General features: G+C 67.7%; 13 protein-coding genes and 1 pseudogene. 7 read left to right on the top strand and 7 right to left on the bottom strand.

The annotated features are described in order from the left end of the window. Positions 1-62: 62 nt before the first annotated feature. Together rimM and rpsP are read right to left on the bottom strand one after the other, a co-directional pair. Positions 63-581, bottom strand: a complete 519-nt coding sequence (rimM, locus tag MXC99_RS11420) for a ribosome maturation factor RimM (protein ID WP_247725579.1) — start codon at positions 579-581, stop codon at positions 63-65. A 31-nt stretch (positions 582-612) separates the two neighbouring features. Next, on the bottom strand, positions 613-864 hold the full coding sequence (gene rpsP / locus MXC99_RS11415) for a 30S ribosomal protein S16 (RefSeq protein WP_247725578.1): 252 nt from the start codon (positions 862-864) through the stop codon (positions 613-615). A 178-nt stretch (positions 865-1,042) separates the two neighbouring features. On the opposite strand from rpsP, the gene wrbA reads away from it, so the two are divergent. Together wrbA and MXC99_RS11405 are read left to right on the top strand one after the other, a co-directional pair. Further along, positions 1,043-1,642, top strand: coding sequence for an NAD(P)H:quinone oxidoreductase (gene wrbA, locus MXC99_RS11410; protein ID WP_247725577.1), 600 nt, complete (start codon positions 1,043-1,045; stop codon positions 1,640-1,642). Beyond that, positions 1,639-1,992, top strand: coding sequence for a DUF2069 domain-containing protein (locus MXC99_RS11405; RefSeq protein ID WP_247725576.1), 354 nt, complete (start codon positions 1,639-1,641; stop codon positions 1,990-1,992). Before wrbA ends, MXC99_RS11405 begins: the two co-directional genes overlap by 4 nt. Before the next feature lie 103 nt (positions 1,993-2,095). Here the strand turns inward: MXC99_RS11405 and MXC99_RS11400 are convergent, their stop codons facing one another. The 5 genes and pseudogenes from MXC99_RS11400 to MXC99_RS11380 form a co-directional block, all read right to left on the bottom strand. Further along, entirely contained in the window at positions 2,096-3,631 is a 1,536-nt protein-coding gene (locus tag MXC99_RS11400) for a 2-isopropylmalate synthase (protein ID WP_247725575.1), read from the bottom strand. Then, positions 3,628-4,449: a CDP-diacylglycerol--serine O-phosphatidyltransferase gene (gene pssA, locus MXC99_RS11395; protein ID WP_247725664.1), complete on the bottom strand. Its 822-nt coding sequence runs from the start codon at positions 4,447-4,449 to the stop codon at positions 3,628-3,630. The genes MXC99_RS11400 and pssA overlap by 4 nt, the downstream gene beginning before the upstream one ends. 188 nt (positions 4,450-4,637) lie before the next feature. Then, positions 4,638-5,666, bottom strand: a pseudogene (ilvC, locus tag MXC99_RS11390) (ketol-acid reductoisomerase); the annotation flags it as partial. A 33-nt stretch (positions 5,667-5,699) separates the two neighbouring features. Further along, entirely contained in the window at positions 5,700-6,191 is a 492-nt protein-coding gene (ilvN, locus tag MXC99_RS11385) for an acetolactate synthase small subunit (RefSeq protein ID WP_107221531.1), read from the bottom strand. A gap of 35 nt (positions 6,192-6,226) precedes the next feature. Beyond that, complete coding sequence (locus tag MXC99_RS11380; RefSeq protein WP_247725573.1) at positions 6,227-7,939, bottom strand: acetolactate synthase 3 catalytic subunit; 1,713 nt, start codon at positions 7,937-7,939, stop codon at positions 6,227-6,229. A 144-nt stretch (positions 7,940-8,083) separates the two neighbouring features. Between MXC99_RS11380 and MXC99_RS11375 the strand changes: the two genes are divergently transcribed. The 5 genes from MXC99_RS11375 to pepN all read left to right on the top strand — a co-directional run bounded on the left by MXC99_RS11375 (position 8,084) and on the right by pepN (position 16,906). Continuing rightward, the gene (locus MXC99_RS11375) at positions 8,084-8,578 is read left to right on the top strand and encodes an RDD family protein (protein ID WP_247725572.1); all 495 of its coding nucleotides are present in this window, start codon (positions 8,084-8,086) and stop codon (positions 8,576-8,578) included. Positions 8,579-8,695: 117 nt separating this feature from the next. Then, a complete protein-coding gene (locus MXC99_RS11370; RefSeq protein ID WP_247725571.1) occupies positions 8,696-11,446 on the top strand; it encodes an HAD-IC family P-type ATPase in 2,751 nt (916 codons plus the stop codon). Further along, on the top strand, positions 11,446-13,152 hold the full coding sequence (locus MXC99_RS11365; protein WP_247725570.1) for a cation:proton antiporter: 1,707 nt from the start codon (positions 11,446-11,448) through the stop codon (positions 13,150-13,152). The genes MXC99_RS11370 and MXC99_RS11365 overlap by 1 nt, the downstream gene beginning before the upstream one ends. Continuing rightward, a complete protein-coding gene (locus MXC99_RS11360) occupies positions 13,149-14,045 on the top strand; it encodes a universal stress protein (protein WP_247725569.1) in 897 nt (298 codons plus the stop codon). The genes MXC99_RS11365 and MXC99_RS11360 overlap by 4 nt, the downstream gene beginning before the upstream one ends. Before the next feature lie 167 nt (positions 14,046-14,212). Continuing rightward, positions 14,213-16,906 (top strand): aminopeptidase N, encoded by a 2,694-nt coding sequence (pepN, locus tag MXC99_RS11355; protein WP_247725568.1) that lies wholly within the window; start codon positions 14,213-14,215, stop codon positions 16,904-16,906. Positions 16,907-16,933 lie beyond the last annotated feature (27 nt).

The following is a 16,933-nucleotide window of genomic DNA, read 5'->3' as shown; positions in this document are numbered from 1 at the left end:
GCCTGCTCTCTCCGCTTTCCCCGTCTTTGCCCTGTGCGGCCGCCTGCGCGTTCACCGCGGGCCTACCAGTCCTTTGCCCAGCTCACCCGGATGCGCCGGGCGGCGAGGTCTACGTCCAGAATGTAGGCGGCGACGAAGGGGATGAGCCGTTCGGCGGCGTCCTTGTCCGTCCCGTCCCGAACCTGCAATACGTCGTGCGCACCGGTCGACAGCAGCCCGCTGACCGTGCCGAGGGCTTCGCCCGCTTCGTTTTCGACCGCCAGGCCGATGAGATCGCCCCAGTAGTATTCGTTTTCGGCGGGTTGGGGCAGTGCCTCCCGCGGCGCGGCGACGTAATAGCCGTCGAGCGCCTCGGCTGCGTTGCGATCGACAACTTCGGCAAAGCTGGCAACCAGCCCCTTGCCATGCATGCGGCAGGCTTTCAGGGTGAAACGCTGCCATTGTCCTTCCGCAGCATGGTCGTCGGCGCACAGCCACCAGTGCGGCATTGTGCGCCACGCCAGCGGGTCGTCACCGAAAGGGTGGACCTTGACCCAGCCCTGAACGCCAAAAGGGGCGACAATGCGCCCCAGTACGATCATGCGCGGTTCCGCCGAAGCAGGGTGGCGCTGATCAGCCAGCAGCCTTGGCGGCCTGCTTGACCAGGCGGGCGACGGTCGGCGACAGCTGAGCGCCGTTCTGTTCCCAGTAGCTCAGGCGCTCGGTGTTGACCACCAGACCTTTTTCGGCACCGGAGGCGATCGGGTTGTAATAGCCGACGCGCTCGATGAAGCGGCCGTCGCAGCGATTGCGGGAATCGGCGGCAACGATGTTGAAGAACGGGCGCTTCTTGGCGCCACCACGGGCAAGGCGAATGACGACCATGTGATTTTCCTGATCGGTGAGTGCGAAAAACGGCGAATTATAAGGGAAGGATCGCTTCGGGGCAAGGCGGGTGTGCGTCGGCGGGTGTGTCCCGGCGCCTCTCCGCGTCCGTGTTCGAGGAAGGTGGAAGCTATAATCGGAGCCCGGCCGATTGCGCGCTTCTCTGGGAAGTCCGTCCATGCAGGAAATCCTCGTCCTTTATTACAGCCACCGCGGCTCGGTGCGGGCGCTCGCCGAGCAGATCGCCGCCGGCATCCACGAAGTGCCGGGCGCGGCGGCGCGCGTGCGCACGGTGCCGAAGGTTTCGGCCGTGTGCGAGGCGACGGAGGACGACATCCCCGCCGCAGGGCCGCCCTACGCCGAGTTGCGGGATCTGGAAGAGTGCATCGGTCTGGCGCTCGGAAGCCCGACCCGGTTCGGCAACATGGCCGCGCCGCTGAAGTATTTTGTCGATGGCCTGGGCGGAGCCTGGGCCAACGGCGCGCTCGAGGGCAAGCCGGCGTGCGTGTTCACGTCCAGCGGCAGCATGCACGGCGGTCAGGAGACCACTTTGCTGAGCATGATGCTGCCTTTGCTGCACCACGGCATGCTGCTGCTCGGCATCCCGTACAGCGAGCTTGCGCTCGATGCGACACGCAGCGGGGGCACGCCTTACGGTGCGAGCCACGTCGCCGGGCGCGACGGCCAGGCCGTGCTCAGCCCCGAAGAACTCGTACTCGCGCGGGCGCAGGGCCGGCGCCTGGCGGATACGGCACTGCGCCTGGCGAGGCGGCGATGAGCCCGCAGCGGCTGGCGAGCGTGTCGAGCGTAAGCCTGCTCGCGCTGATCGCGCTGTGCGTGCTGTGGGAGGGTTGGCTGGCGCCGCTGCGTCCGGGCGGCTCGTGGCTGATCCTGAAAGCGCTGCCCCTGCTGGCGGCGGTGTTCGGCATCCTGCGCGGCAGGCGGTATACCTCGCAGTGGATGTCGATGCTGGCTCTGCTGTATGTCACCGAAGGCGTGCTGCGGGTCGGCGACCCGGGGGCGACGGGCGTGCTCGCTGCCTTCGAGATCGTGCTCGCGGCGACGCTGTTCGCCAGCACGACCTTGCATGCGCGCAACACCGCGCCGTCCCGCCTGAAGCGGGATTGAGCGCGCGGTGCATTCGCCGTGGTGCCGGGCAAGGCCGGGCGGCAGCGCATGCGCCGCCGCCCGGTGCGGCGGACGTGATACTGGCGGCCGGTGACAGCGCCGCTCAGACTTGGGGGTTGAGCTTTTCCGCGCCGGTCTGCAGCTTGTTGAGTGCGTTGAGGTAGGCCTTGGCCGAGGCGACGATGATGTCGGTGTCGGCGCCCTGGCCGTCCATCACACGGCCGCTGCGCGACAGGCGCACGGTGACTTCGCCCTGGGCGTCGGTGCCGGTGGTGATCGCATTGACCGAGTAGAGCAGCAGTTCGCTGCCGCTCGCGGCGACCGCCTCGATGGCCTTGAACGCAGCATCGACCGGGCCCGAGCCTTCGGCCTGGGTGCGGCGCTCGACGCCGTCGATCGCCAGCGTGATCTCGGCGCGCGGCTTCTCGCCGGTTTCGGAATGGAAGCAGCTCGACACCAGCCGGTAGCGTTCGGTTTCGGGGGTGACCTCCTCGTCGCTCATCAGGGCGTGGAGATCTTCGTCGAAGATCTCGAGTTTCTTGTCGGCGAGTTCCTTGAAGCGGGTGAAGGCGTGGTTGAGGTGCTCTTCGCCGCCGATGTCGATGCCCAGTTCCTGCAGCCGCGCGCGGAACGCGTTGCGCCCGGAGTGCTTGCCGAGCACGAGCTTGTTGGCACCCCAGCCGACGTCTTCGGCGCGCATGATTTCGTAGGTCTCGCGGTGCTTGAGCACCCCGTCCTGGTGGATGCCGGACTCGTGGGCGAAAGCATTGGCGCCGACGATGGCCTTGTTCGGCTGCACCGGGTAGCCGGTGATCTGCGACACCAGCTTGGAGGCGGGCACAATCTGGGTGGTGTCGATGCGGGTTTCGACCGGGAAGACGTCGGCGCGGGTGCGCACCGCCATCACGATCTCCTCAAGCGAGGCGTTGCCGGCGCGCTCGCCGAGGCCGTTGATCGTGCATTCGACCTGGCGCGCGCCGGCGCGCACTGCGGCGAGCGAGTTGGCCACGGCGAGGCCGAGATCGTTGTGGCAATGCACCGACCACACCACCCGGTCGGCATTGGGGACGCGCTCGATCAGGGTCCGGATCGTCGCTGCGTACTGCTCGGGGACGTTGTAGCCGACGGTGTCGGGGACGTTGATCGTCTTCGCGCCCGCCCGGATCACGGCCTCGAAGATGCGCACGAGGAAGTCGATTTCGGAGCGGCCGGCGTCCTCGGCGGAAAACTCGACGTCGTCGGTGTATTCGCGTGCCCAGCCGATCGCCTTCACGGCCTGCTCGACGACCTGATCGGGTGTCATCCGCAGCTTCTTCTCCATGTGGATCGGGCTGGTGGCGATGAAGGTGTGGATGCGGCCGCGGGCGGCAGGGCGGATGGCCTCGCCCGAGCGCCGGATGTCGTTCTCGTTGGCGCGCGCGAGCGAGCACACGGTGGATTCCCTGACCGCCTCGGCGATGGTGCGCACGGCTTCGAAATCGCCGTTGGAAGCGGCGGCGAAGCCGGCCTCGATGACATCGACACGCATGCGCTCGAGCTGGCGGGCGATGCGCAGTTTCTCTTCGCGCGTCATCGATGCGCCCGGGCTTTGTTCGCCGTCGCGCAGGGTGGTGTCGAAAATGATCAACGGGTCTTTCATGGCTTGCTCCCGGGGTCGGATGCCGCGTCCGCGCCGGATTCGGCGGACGCATCGTTGTTCTGGGGGGACGGAGGCTCGGTGGTGGCTGCGGCTCCCGCTCGATGTAGACGGCGCTTGCGCCAGCGCAGTGCCCACAACAGGTAGCCCGAACCGGCGTAGATCAGGAACAGCCCGAACAGCACGCCCGGCGGGTAGCTGGAGACCAGCGCGAACGCCAGCACCAGGGCGATCAGCACGATGAAGGGCACGCTCCTGCGCAGGTTGATGTCCTTGCCGCTCCAGAACAACACGTTGCTCACCATCGAGACGCCGGCGAAGATCGTCAACGCGCAGGCGTACCAGCGCAGCTCGTCGCCACTGAAGCCGTTGTCCAGGCCGACCCAGACCATGCCGGCGATCAGCGCGGCGGCGGCCGGGCTGGGCAGGCCCTGGAAGTAGCGTCGGTCGACGACGTCGATGTTGGTATTGAAGCGCGCCAGGCGCAGCGCGGCGCCGGCGCAGTAGATGAAGGCGGCGATCCAGCCCAGCTTGCCCAGGCCCTGCAGCGCCCATTCGTACATCACCAGGGCGGGCGCGGCGCCGAACGACACCATGTCGGAGAGCGAGTCGTATTCGGCGCCGAATTCGCTCTGGGTGTGGGTGAGGCGGGCGATGCGCCCGTCGAGGCCGTCGAGCACCATGGCGATGAAGATCGCCACCGCGGCGGCCTCGAAGCGGTTGTTCATCGCCTGGACGATGGCGTAGAAGCCGGCGAAGAGTGCGGCCGTGGTGAACAGGTTGGGCAGGATGTAGATGCCGCGGCGGCGCTTGTCGAGCATCGGCAGCGGAGTACGGTCGGGATGGCTCACGTTCGGTGTCGCTTCCTGGGATTCCGAGAGATCGATTTTATCCCCGATCGCTCGGGCATTCGTGCCTTGGTGTGGCATGGACGGAGCGTGGCCAGCAAAAAGGCCGGTGCCGCAGTGGGCGGCACCGGCCTGTCGCACGGGGCGAGGCGGATTGAAGATCAGTTCTTCGACTTGTCCACCAGGGCCTTGGCCTTGATCCACGGCATCATCTCGCGCAGCTGGCCGCCGACCTGCTCGATCGGGTGTTCGGCGTTGAGGCGACGGCGGGCGGTCATGCTCGGATAGTTGGTCTTGCCTTCGAGAATGAACATCTTGGCGTATTCGCCGGTCTGGATGCGCTTCAGGGCATTGCGCATCGCTTCGCGCGACTGAGCGTTGATGACTTCCGGCCCGGTCACGTACTCGCCGTATTCGGCGTTGTTCGAGATCGAGTAGTTCATGTTGGCGATGCCGCCTTCGTACATCAGGTCGACGATCAGCTTGAGCTCGTGGAGGCACTCGAAGTAGGCCATTTCGGGGGCGTAGCCGGCTTCGGTCAGGGTCTCGAAACCCATCTTCACCAGCTCGACGGCGCCGCCGCAGAGCACGGCCTGCTCGCCGAAGAGGTCGGTCTCGGTTTCTTCCTTGAAGTTGGTTTCGATGACGCCGCCCTTGGTGCCGCCGTTGGCTGCCGCGTAGGACAGGGCGATGTCCTTGGCCTTGCCCGACTTGTCCTGGTAGACCGCGATCAGGCTGGGCACGCCACCGCCGCGCAGGTATTCGGAACGCACGGTGTGGCCGGGGCCCTTGGGCGCGACCATGATGACGTCGAGGTCGTCGCGCGGCACGACCTGGTTGTAATGGACGTTGAAGCCGTGGGCGAAGGCCAGCACCGCGCCTTTCTTGATGTTGGGTTCGACTTCGTCCTTGTACACCTGCGGAATGTTCTCGTCCGGCAGCAGGATCATGACGACGTCGGCGGTCTTCACCGCCTTGGCGATTTCCTCGACCTTCAGGCCGGCGTTCTTGGCCTTGTCCCAGGAGGCGCCGCCCTTGCGCAGGCCGACGGTGACCTTGACGCCGGAGTCGGACAGGTTCTGGGCGTGGGCGTGGCCCTGCGAGCCGTAACCGACGATGGTGACCTTCTTGCCCTTGATCAGGGAGAGGTCGGCGTCCTTGTCGTAATAAACCTTCATGTCTTTCCTTTTTTGCTTTGCGGTTCGGGGTGGGGAGCGGCGATTTCAGACCTTGAGCACGCGGTCGCCGCGGCCGATGCCGCAGACGCCGGAGCGCACGGTTTCAAGAATCAGGGCCGGGTCGATGGCGCCGAGGAACGCGTCGAGCTTGCTCTGGTTGCCGGTCAGCTCGACGACGTAGGAGGCGTCGGTGACATCGATGATGCGGGCGCGGAAGATGTCGGCGGTGCGCTTCACTTCTTCGCGGTCCTTGCCGGTGGCGCGGATCTTGACCAGCATCAGTTCGCGTTCGATGTGGGCGGCTTCGGAGATGTCGACGACCTTGACGATCTCGACGAGCTTGTTCAGCTGCTTGGTGATCTGCTCGATGATGTCGTCCGAGCCGCTGGTGACGATGGTCATCCGCGACATCGAGAAGTCTTCGGTCGGGGCTACGGTGAGCGACTCGATGTTGTAGCCGCGCGCGGAGAACAGCCCGGAGACGCGCGACAGCGCGCCGGATTCGTTTTCGATCAGGAGGGAAATGACGTGACGCATGATGGTATTCGGTCCCGGATGCGGAGAAGGGGCGCTCAGAGGTCTTCGGCGGAGAGGATCATTTCGGTCAGACCCTTGCCGCCCTGCACCATCGGATAGACGTTCTCGGTGGCGTCGATCTGGAAGTCGAGGAACACCAGCTCGTTCTTGTGCGTGGTGAAGGCCTCGCGCAGCGCGCCCTCGACGTCGGCCGGGCGCTCGATGCGCAAGCCGACGTGACCGTAGGCCGCGGCGAGCTTGGCGAAGTCGGGCAGGGAATCCATGTAGGACTCGGAGTAGCGGCCGCCGTGGAACAGCTGCTGCCACTGGCGCACCATGCCGAGGTAGCGGTTGTTGAGGTTGCAGATCTTGATCGGCAGGCGGAACTGCTTGCAGGTGGACAGCTCCTGGATGTTCATCTGGATCGAGGCTTCCCCCGTCACGCACGCCACCGGCATGTGCGGGTTGGCGAGCTGGGCGCCCATCGCGTAGGGCATGCCCACTCCCATCGTGCCCAGGCCGCCCGAGTTGAGCCAGCGCCGGGGCTTGTCGAAGCCGTAATACTGCGCCGCCCACATCTGGTGCTGGCCGACGTCGGAGGTGACGATCGCCTCGCCGCCGGTGACTTCCCACAGCTTCTGGATCACGAACTGGGGCTTGATGATCTCGTCCGAGTTCTTGAACGCCATGCACTTGCGGCTGCGCCATTCCTCGACCTGCTTCCACCACGCCGCGAGTGCGTCGGGGTTGGGGCGGGCCTCGCCGGCTTCGAGCTGACGGATCATCTCGTCGAGCACGTCCCTGACGTCGCCGACGATCGGCACGTCCACCCGGACGCGCTTGGAGATCGACGACGGGTCGATGTCGACGTGGATGATCTTGCGCGGCTCTTCGGCGAAGTGCTCGGGGCTGCCGATGACGCGGTCGTCGAAGCGGGCGCCGACGGCGAGCAGCACGTCGCTGTAGTGCATCGCCATGTTGGCTTCGAACGTGCCGTGCATGCCGGGCATGCCGAGGTACTGGCGGTCGCTGAAGGGGTAGCCGCCCAGGCCCATCAGAGTGTTGGTGATCGGGTAGCCGAGCAGGCGGGTGAGCCGGGTGAGCTGCTCGGCGGCGTTGGCGAGCACCACACCGCCGCCGGTGTAGATCATCGGCCGTTTGGCCTCGAGCAGCAGCTGAACCGCTTTCTTGATCTGGCCGGAGTGACCCTTCAGCACCGGGTTGTACGAGCGCATCGAGATCTCCTGCGGATACTCGAACTCGCACTTCTGCATCGACACGTCCTTGGGAATGTCGACCAGCACCGGACCGGGGCGCCCGGTTTTTGCCAGGTAGAAGGCCTTCTTCATCGTCAAGGCGATGTCGCGCACGTCCTTGACAAGGAAGTTGTGCTTCACGCACGGGCGGGTGATGCCCACGGTGTCGACTTCCTGGAAGGCGTCCTGGCCGATCGCCGCGGTGGGCACCTGGCCGGAGATGATCACCATCGGGATCGAATCGCAGTAGGCGGTGGCGATGCCGGTGACGGCGTTGGTGGCGCCCGGGCCGGAGGTCACCAGCGCGACGCCGACCTTCTCGGTGCTGCGCGCGAAGCCGTCGGCGGCGTGTACCGCGGCCTGCTCATGGCGCACCAGCACGTGACGCACCTGATCCTGCTGGAACAGCGCATCGTAAATGAACAGGACCGAGCCGCCGGGGTATCCGAAGACATATTCGACCTTTTCTTCCTGCAGGCACCTGATTAGAATTTCGGCTCCGGACAGCACCATCGCAAACTCGCTCGACTATAGGGGTTTGAATAAACGCAGAACGTTACCGGCCGCTTGCGGTTTGGTCAAGGCTGGATACTTCCCGTCCCGGTCCCTTCCTTCCATTGCGGCGCCGTTCCGGCGCACGCCTTTGCGGATGATTCGATGACGCACGACAAAGGCAGGGATGCGGCGGCACCCCGGCACTGCCCCGAACCGGGCACGCGCACCGTGGTCGAGCTCGCCGGCCTGCGCCGCCGTCTCGCCTCGATGCTCTACGAATCGATGCTGATGCTCGGCGTGCTCGCCCTCGTTTTTCTCGTTCCCTACCTGATTCTCGGCATCGGCTTCGGCATCGCACCACCGGGCGGGCTTGCCTGGCTGCACATTTTCGTCGTGCTCGGGATGTATTTCGTGTGGTACTGGCACCGCCACGGGCAAACGCTGGCGATGCAGACCTGGCGGCTGAAGATCGTCGGCGAAGACGGGCGTGTCGCCGGAGTGGGACGGAGCTGGGTACGTTACGCCCTTGCCTGGCCGTCGGTGCTGCTCGGCGGAGTCGGCCTGCTGTGGGCGCTCGTCGACCGCGACCGCCAGTTCCTGCACGACCGTCTGGCCGGAACCCGGATCGTGCTGCTGCCTCCGCAGCGGCCGTCCTGAGTGCGGCGACGGCAGCGGAGGCGATTGCAGTGGAGCGGTGTTAGCATCGCATTCATCATCATCCCGACGAAGGGGCGGAGGCATCGCCTGCACCGCGACCGCACTTCGGCCAAGGCCATGAGCACCTGCATCGATGCCGCCGCGACGGACGAGGACCTGCGGCGCATTTCCCATCACGCGCTGTCGATCGACGACAGCCTGATCCGGCTCGATACGCGCCGCCACGAAGGTCTGAGCGCGGCCGAAGTGCAGGCGCGCCTGGCCGGGCACGGGCGCAACGCCCTGCCGCCGCCGCCCCGGCGCGGTCCACTGCTGCGCTTCCTGCTGCAGTTCCACAACGTGCTGATCCACGTCCTGCTGGTCGCCGGTGCGATCACGCTGCTGCTCGGCCACCTGGTCGATGCCGGCGTCATTTTCGGCGTCGTCGTCATCAATGCGTACATCGGCTTCCTCCAGGAAGGCAAGGCCGAACGCGCGCTCGACGCCATCCGCGACATGCTGTCGCCGCGCGCCCAGGTGCTGCGCGACGGCCATCGCCAGGAGATTGACGCCGAGGAACTGGTGCCGGGCGACATCGTGTTCCTCGCCTCCGGCGACAAGGTGCCGGCCGACTTGCGCCTGATCGAGGTCCGCAGCCTGCGCATCGAGGAGGCGGTGCTCACCGGCGAGTCGCTCGCAGTGACCAAGGCGACGGCCGCAGTCGAGGCCGGGGCCGCACTCGGCGACCGCCGTTCGATGGCCTATTCGGGGACCCTGGTGGCCTATGGTCAGGGGGTCGGCGTGGTCGTCGCCACCGGCACCCGGACCGAAATCGGGCGCATCAGCACGATGCTCGGCGCGGTCCGGACCCTGAGCACGCCGCTGCTGCGCCAGATGGAAGGTTTCAGCCGGGCGCTGACCTGGATCATCCTCGGCGTCGCCGCAGCGGCCTTCGTCTTCGGCATCGCGCTGCGCGGCTACGGCACGGCCGAAATGTTCCTCGCCGCGGTCGGCCTCGCGGTGGCGGCGATTCCCGAGGGGCTGCCGGCGATCATCACGATCACGCTGGCGATCGGGGTGCAGCGCATGGCGCGGCGGCGGGCGATCATCCGCCGCCTGCCTGCGGTCGAGGCGCTCGGTTCGGTTACCGTGATCTGTTCGGACAAGACCGGGACCCTGACCCGCAACGAAATGGCCGTGCAGCGGGTGCTCACGGGCGATGGCCGGATCGACGTCTCGGGCGCAGGCTATGCGCCGCACGGCGGTTTCGAGCGTGGCGGCCGTGATCTCGAGCCGGCCGAGGCGCCCTTGCTCACCGACATTGGTCGCGTTGCGTTGCTGTGCAACGATGCCGAACTGCGCCTGGACGACGGGGAATGGCGCGTGCTCGGCGACCCGACCGAAGGGGCATTGCTGACGCTTGCGCTGAAGGCCGGTGTCGACCCCAAACTGTGCCGGGAAGAATGGCCTCGCGACGACGTCATTCCCTTCGAGTCCGAGCACCGCTTCATGGCCACGCTGCATCACGACCATGCCGGCCGCGCCCGGGTGTTGGTCAAGGGCGCGCCGGAGCGCGTGCTGGCGCTGTGCGTCGACGCCGGTGCGCTCGACGGCGAGGCTCGGCCGCTGGATGTCGAGGCCTGGGAGCGGGCGATGGCCGAGGCCGCCGGAGAAGGCATGCGCCTGCTCGCGCTGGCTGTGCGTAGCGCCGGCGGGCCGCTCGCGGCGCTGAGCTTCGACGACATCGAGCGCGGCGGTTTCACCTTGCTCGCGGTGCTCGGCATCTCCGATCCGCCTCGCGCGGAGGCCGTGCAGGCGGTGGCGAACTGCCTTGCGGCCGGCATCCGGGTGAAGATGATTACCGGCGACCATGCCGCGACGGCACAAGCGATCGGCGAGCAACTCGGCCTTGCGCGGGACGTCCAGACGATCACCGGGGCCGAGATCGAGGCCATGGATGACGCCCGTCTCGCCGAGATCGTGTGCGACACTGAAATCTTCGCCCGCGCCAGCCCCGAGCACAAGCTGCGCCTGGTCGAGGCGCTGCAGGCGCGCGGCGAGGTGGTGGCGATGACCGGCGATGGCGTCAATGATGCGCCGGCGCTGAAGCGCGCCGATGTCGGCGTGGCGATGGGGCGCAAAGGGACCGAGGCGGCCAAGGAGGCGGCCGAGATGGTGCTCGCCGACGACAATTTCGCCTCGGTTGCGGCCGCGGTCGAGGAGGGCCGCATCGTCTATGACAACCTGAAGAAGACGGTGGCCTACATCCTGCCGACCAATATCGGCCAGGCCGGGATCGTCTTCTTCGCCGTGCTGTTCGGCGTGACCATGCCGATCACGCCACCGCAGATCCTGTGGGTGAACATGATCACCGCGGTGACGCTGGCGCTGGCGCTGGCGTTCGAGGACGGCGAGCACGACCTGATGCGCCGCCCGCCGCGCGATCCGCGCGAGCCCCTGCTGACCCGCTTCCTGCTCTGGCGCATCGTTTTCGTCGGCCTGCTCCTGGTCGCCGGCGGGATGGGGGCGTTCCTGTGGGAACAGGCCCACGGCGCGAGCGTTGCGGCAGCGCGCACCGCGGCGGTGAATGCGGTCCTCGCCGGCGAGGTGTTCTACCTGTTCAACATGCGCAGCTTGACCGCCTCGGTGCTGAACCGGGACGGTTTCTGCGGCAACCGCTACGTGCTCGGGGCGATCGCCCTGCTGGTGCTGTGCCAGATCCTGTTCACCCATCTTCCGGCGATGCAGCGCCTGTTCGGTACCGAGGCGCTGGATCCGGCAGCGTGGCTGCGCATCCTCGCCTTCGGTGTGGCCGTGCTGCTCATCGTCGAGGCCGAGAAGGCCTTGCTGCGCGTTCGCGCCCGCTCTCCGGACAGGGGCGATCATTGATGGAACTGCTCCTCAGCCACGGGCCATATGCCGAATTCGCGCTGCTGTTGCTCATCTCGGCGGTGGCCGGGGCGATCGCGGTGCGCCTGCGCCAGCCGGTACTGATCGCCTACATCGTCGTCGGCATTCTGGTCGGGCCGGCGGTGTTCGGTCTGGTGAGGGCGCACGAGCAGATCGCGCTGCTGGCCGAAATCGGCGTCACCGTGCTGCTGTTCGTGGTCGGCCTCAAGCTCGATCTGCACCATATCCGCCATATCGGCCCGGTGGCGCTGGCGACCGGGCTGGGCCAACTCGGTTTCACCATCGTCTTCGGCTTCGCCCTGATCGTGGCGATGGGCAAGGAGCTGATGGAGGCGCTCTACGTCGCCGTGGCGCTGACCTTCTCGAGCACGATCATCGTCGTCAAGCTGCTGTCGGACAAGCGCGAACTCGACGCCCTGCACGGGCGCATCGCGGTCGGCTTCCTGATCGTGCAGGATGTCGCCGTGGTGCTGGCGATGATGGCGATGAGCACCCTGCGCGGCGCCGGCGAGGCCGCGATCGTCGACGTCGCCGCCTCGCTGGCCTTGCGCCTGGGGGCTGCGGCGGTGCTGATGTACGTGCTGATGCGCTCGGTGTTGCCCCGGCTGGTGGATGCGATGGCGCGCTCGCAGGAGCTGCTGCTGATCTTCGCCGTCGCCTGGGGAACCGGGCTCGCCGCGCTGGGGGAGTGGGCCGGGTTCAGCAAGGAGGCCGGCGCCTTCCTCGCCGGTTTCTCGCTGGCGTCCACGAGCTATCGCGAAGCGATGAACGCGCGCCTCACCGGGATCCGCGATTTCATGCTGCTGTTCTTTTTCATCGATCTCGGCGCGAAGCTCGATTTTTCCACCCTGGGTGGCGAGCTGTGGCCGGCGGTGGTGCTGTCCTTGTTCGTGCTGATCGGCAACCCCTTGATCGTGATGGCGATCATGGGCTACATGGGGTACCGCAAGCGTACCGGCTTTCTCGCCGGGCTGACCGTGGCCCAGATCAGCGAGTTCTCAATCGTGTTCGTCGCGATGGGGATCAGCCTCGGCCATGTCGGTGTCGAGGCGCTCGGCCTGACCACCCTGGTGGGGCTGGTGACGATCATGATGTCCACCTACATGATCCTGCTCTCGCATCCGCTCTACGAGCGGCTCGCCCCGTGGCTGGGGGTTTTCGAGCGCAAACGTCCGTTCCGCGAGCTCGCGGTCGAGCGCCCGGGCCGTCCCGCCGGCCAGCCCGACATCATCGTGTTCGGCCTCGGGCGCTACGGCGCGCGCCTGATGCAGCAGCTGCGCGGCGCGGGGATCGAAGTCCTCGGCGTCGATTTCGACCCCGAAACCGTCCGCAGCCTGCGCAAGCGGCGCCTGCCGGTGCGCTTCGGCGACGGCGAGGATCCGGGCTTCCTCGAGACCCTGCCGCTGCGCCATGCGCGCTGGGCGGTCACCACCTTCCCGCAATGGGACTCGAACCGCGCCTTCCTCCACGCCCTCAAGGAAGCGGGGTTCGGCGGGCGGGTGGCCGGGGTGGTGCGGGACGACATCCACGGTGAGGCGCTCGGCGCTGCCGGGGTCGAGCGCGTGTTGAACCCCTTCAACGACGCCGCGGACTATGCCGCGCGCAGCTTTGCCGCCGAGATCGCGTTCGCCAAGGTGCATGGCGAAGGCCCGGCTCCCGATCCCGACCAGGAGACAGAACGATGAATCCGTTGCGGACTTTGCTCGCCGCCACCGACCTTTCCGCGCTCGCCCGCCATGCGGTGATGCGCGCCGCGCTGATCGCTGCCGAATCGGGGGGGCAGCTGTCGCTGCAGCATGTGGTCAGCGTTGGCGCGCTCGATGCGCTGCGCCACCTGCTCGATGCCGGGACGGCCGGCATGCAGCAGCAGCTGCTCGAGGAGGTGCGTGGAGAAGTGCAGGCGCTTGCCGCCGAAGTGGCCGCGCGCCATGGCGTCGCCGCGGCGGTTCGGGTCGATGTGGGCGCGGTGCTGGCGGAAATCGCCAGCCATGCCGATGCGATCGATGCCGATCTGCTCGTGCTCGGCGCCCGTGGCGCCGGCTTCATGCGCGAACTGCTGATCGGCTCCACCACCGAACGTGCGCTGCGCAAGATCAGCCGGCCGCTGCTGGTGGTCAAGCAGATGGCGCATGAGTCCTATCGCAGAGTGCTGGTGCCGGTGGATTTTTCGGCGCGTTCGCGCGAAGCGCTGAGGGTGGTGCAGCGCGTCGCACCCGCGGCCGAGATCGTGCTGCTGCACGCCTTCGAGGTGCCCTTCGAAGGCAAGCTGCGCTTTGCCGGCGTCGACGAGCAGGCCCTGTCCACGCTGCGGGTCAATGCCCGGCGCGAGGCGAGTGCACAGATGAACGAGCTCGTCGAGCAGGCCGCCCTCGATCCTACCCGGGTGCGCCGGATCGTGCTCCACGGCGAAGCCAGCACCCAGATTCTGGAACAGGAGCAGGCGCAGGATTGCGACCTGATCGTGATCGGCAAGCGCGGCCAGGGCGTGCTCGAGGAAATGCTGCTGGGCAGTGTCACCCGGCACGTCCTCGCCCAGTCCGCGGCCGATGTGCTGGTGGCTGACCGCCGGGCGGGCTGAGCGCTCCTGGCCGAGCGCCCGTGCCCGGTTCCCGGGGGCCGCGGGATGGCTGGCGCGCCGGTGCGGCTGCGGTGCCGCCGGCGCCGGCCGGGCCGGGCTGGGCGGCAGCGGCCGGGCGGCGTACACTTCCGTTTTGACCGCGCCTGCGCGCGGCCGACGGAGAGACGATGAAAACCGAACACGCCCCAACGATCCAGCGCGCCGACTACCGGCCGCTGCCCTGGACGGTCGAGACCGTCGACCTGCATTTCAGTCTCGATGCCGAGGCGACCCTCGTCACCAACCGCATGCTGTGCGTGCGCAATCCGGATGTCGAAGACGGCCCGATCCGGTTGTGGGGCGAAGCGCTCGAGCGCCTGGCGCTGACCGTCGACGGCCAGCCTCCGGCGGCCTTGCGCGAAGACGGCACGCTGCTCGAGATCGGCGCCAGCGGCGAGCGCGTCGTCGTCGAAGTGCGCACCCGCATCGATCCGCGCGCCAACACCACGCTGTCCGGCCTCTACCGGTCGAACGGCGGTTTCTTCACCCAGTGCGAGGCGGAAGGTTTTCGCCGCATCACCTGTTTCCCCGATCGTCCGGACGTGATGGCGCGGTACACGGTGACGCTCGAAGCCGACCGCGCCGCCTGCCCGGTGCTGCTGTCCAACGGCAATCTGGTCGAAGAGGGCGCGCTGCCCGGCGGCCGTCACTACGCGAAGTGGGAGGACCCTTTTCCCAAGCCGTCCTACCTCTTCGCCCTGGTCGCGGCGAGGCTGGTCGCGCTCGAGCGTCGGGTGAGGACGATGTCGGGGCGCGAGGTGCTGCTTCAGGTGTGGGTGGAAGAAGGCAATCTCGACCGCTGCGGGCACGCGATGGATTCCCTTGTGCACGCGATGCGCTGGGACGAGGAGACTTTCGGCCTCGAGCTCGACCTCGACCGCTTCATGATCGTCGCCGTGGCCGACTTCAACATGGGGGCGATGGAGAACAAGGGGCTGAACATCTTCAACACCAAGTTCGTGCTCGCCAAGCCGGACACCGCCACCGACCTCGATTACGAAAACATCGAGAGCGTGGTCGCGCACGAATACTTCCATAACTGGACCGGCAACCGCGTCACCTGCCGCGACTGGTTCCAGCTCACCCTCAAGGAAGGGCTGACCGTCTTTCGCGACCAGCAGTTCTCCGCCGACATGCTGGCGAGAGTGGCCAGCGAGGCCGCCGGCCCCGAAGGCGCGGCTTCCGCGCGCGCGGTCAAGCGCATCGACGATGTGCGCGTGCTGCGCGCGGCGCAGTTCCCCGAGGATGCGGGGCCGATGGCGCACCCGATCCGCCCCGACCGCTACCAGGAGATCAACAATTTCTACACCGCCACGGTGTACGAGAAGGGCGCCGAAGTCATCCGCATGCTCCATACCCTGCTCGGGCAGGAAGGGTTTCGCAACGGGATGGACCTCTACTTCAGCTACCACGACGGCCAGGCGGTGACCTGCGACGACTTCGTCGAAGCGATGTCGGAGGCCAACAACGGTTTCGATCTCGACCCCTTCATGCGCTGGTACGGTCAGGCCGGGACGCCGCGGGTGAAGGCCAGTGGGGCTTGGGATGCTGCCGCCGGCAGCTACACTCTGACCCTTGCCCAGGACACCCCGCCGACGCCGGGCCAGGCGCTCAAGCTGCCGCTGGTGATTCCGGTCGCGCTCGGCCTGATCGGGCCGGATGGCCGCGACCGGCCGCTGCGGCTGGAGGGCGAGAGCCAGGCCGGAGCGACGACGCGCGTGCTGCGTCTCACCGTGGCGGAGCAGACGTTCCGCTTCGTCGGCCTCGATGCCGAGCCGGTGCCTTCGCTGCTGCGCGGCTTTTCCGCGCCGGTGATCCTCGAACTGGACGAGGATGATGCCCGGCTCGCCTTCCGCATGGCCCACGACGCCGATCCCTGCAACCGCTGGGACGCCGCCCAGCGCTACGCCGAGCGTGTGGTGCTGGCGCTGGCCGCGGACCCGGCCGGGGAGGTGGCGCCGGGCTTTGTCGAGGCATTTTGCATCCTGCTCGAAGACAACCGGCTCGACCCCGCCTTCCGCGCCCAGGCCCTCGCCCTGCCGGGCGAGGCTTACCTGCTCGAGCGCATGGCGGCGGCCGACCCCGCAGCGCTGCGCGGCGCGCTGATGAAAGTGATGCGCACCCTTGGCCGTGCCCTGGCTGCGTCCTGGCTGGCCGTGCTCGAGACGACGGCGCCGGCGCCGGTTTACCGCTACCACCCGGGCGACGCCGGCCGCCGTGCGCTTGCCAACCTTGCCCTGCGCTACCTCGCCGCCGCCGGCGATGAGCGCGGGCTGGCGTGCGCGCAGGCCCGCTTCGAGGGCGCCACCAACATGACCGAGCGTTTCGGTGCACTCGCCGCCCTGGTGCAGAGCGCGAGTCCGGCGCGCGGGACGGCGCTGGCCGCGTTCCATGCGCGCTACCGCGACGATGCCCTGGCGCTGGACAAGTGGTTCGCGCTGCAGGCCGGTGCCTGGCGCTGGGATGCGGCGGCAGCGCCGACCCTGGAGCGGGTGCGCAGCCTGCTCGACGACCCGGCGTTCAGCCTGGCGAACCCGAACAAGGTGTATGCCCTGCTCGGCACTTTCTTCCGCGCCAACCCCGGTGAGTTCCATGCCGCCGACGGCAGCGGCCATGCCTTCTGGGCCGAGCAGGTGATGGCGCTGGACGCGAAGAATCCCCAGGTTGCGGCGCGCATGGCGCGCACGTTGGAGAACTGGCGCCATCTCACTGCCGCGCTGCAGGCGAGCATCCGCCCGCAACTCGAACGGGTGCTGGCGAGCGAGGGGTGCTCGCCGGACGTCGCGGAGGTCATCGGCAAGGCCCTGGAACCGGGGGGCTGACCGCGGCGAGCGCCCGCCGGACGATCC

The sequence above is a fragment of the Thauera aromatica genome, assembly GCF_023093595.1.
Classification (GTDB): Bacteria; Pseudomonadota; Gammaproteobacteria; order Burkholderiales; family Rhodocyclaceae; genus Thauera; species Thauera aromatica_A.
This window is presented reverse-complemented; position numbering and strand designations above follow the sequence as displayed.

Coding starts and splice junctions, on each gene's coding strand:
- rimM (WP_247725579.1), bottom strand. CDS start 581: ATGATCGTACTGGGGCGCATTGTCGCCCCTTTTGGCGTTCAGGGCTGG.
- MXC99_RS11370 (WP_247725571.1), top strand. CDS start 8,696: ATGAGCACCTGCATCGATGCCGCCGCGACGGACGAGGACCTGCGGCGC.
- ilvN (WP_107221531.1), bottom strand. CDS start 6,191: ATGCGTCACGTCATTTCCCTCCTGATCGAAAACGAATCCGGCGCGCTG.
- pssA (WP_247725664.1), bottom strand. CDS start 4,449: ATGCTCGACAAGCGCCGCCGCGGCATCTACATCCTGCCCAACCTGTTC.
- rpsP (WP_247725578.1), bottom strand. CDS start 864: ATGGTCGTCATTCGCCTTGCCCGTGGTGGCGCCAAGAAGCGCCCGTTC.
- MXC99_RS11365 (WP_247725570.1), top strand. CDS start 11,446: ATGGAACTGCTCCTCAGCCACGGGCCATATGCCGAATTCGCGCTGCTG.
- MXC99_RS11380 (WP_247725573.1), bottom strand. CDS start 7,939: ATGGTGCTGTCCGGAGCCGAAATTCTAATCAGGTGCCTGCAGGAAGAA.
- MXC99_RS11360 (WP_247725569.1), top strand. CDS start 13,149: ATGAATCCGTTGCGGACTTTGCTCGCCGCCACCGACCTTTCCGCGCTC.
- wrbA (WP_247725577.1), top strand. CDS start 1,043: ATGCAGGAAATCCTCGTCCTTTATTACAGCCACCGCGGCTCGGTGCGG.
- MXC99_RS11375 (WP_247725572.1), top strand. CDS start 8,084: ATGACGCACGACAAAGGCAGGGATGCGGCGGCACCCCGGCACTGCCCC.
- MXC99_RS11400 (WP_247725575.1), bottom strand. CDS start 3,631: ATGAAAGACCCGTTGATCATTTTCGACACCACCCTGCGCGACGGCGAA.
- pepN (WP_247725568.1), top strand. CDS start 14,213: ATGAAAACCGAACACGCCCCAACGATCCAGCGCGCCGACTACCGGCCG.
- MXC99_RS11405 (WP_247725576.1), top strand. CDS start 1,639: ATGAGCCCGCAGCGGCTGGCGAGCGTGTCGAGCGTAAGCCTGCTCGCG.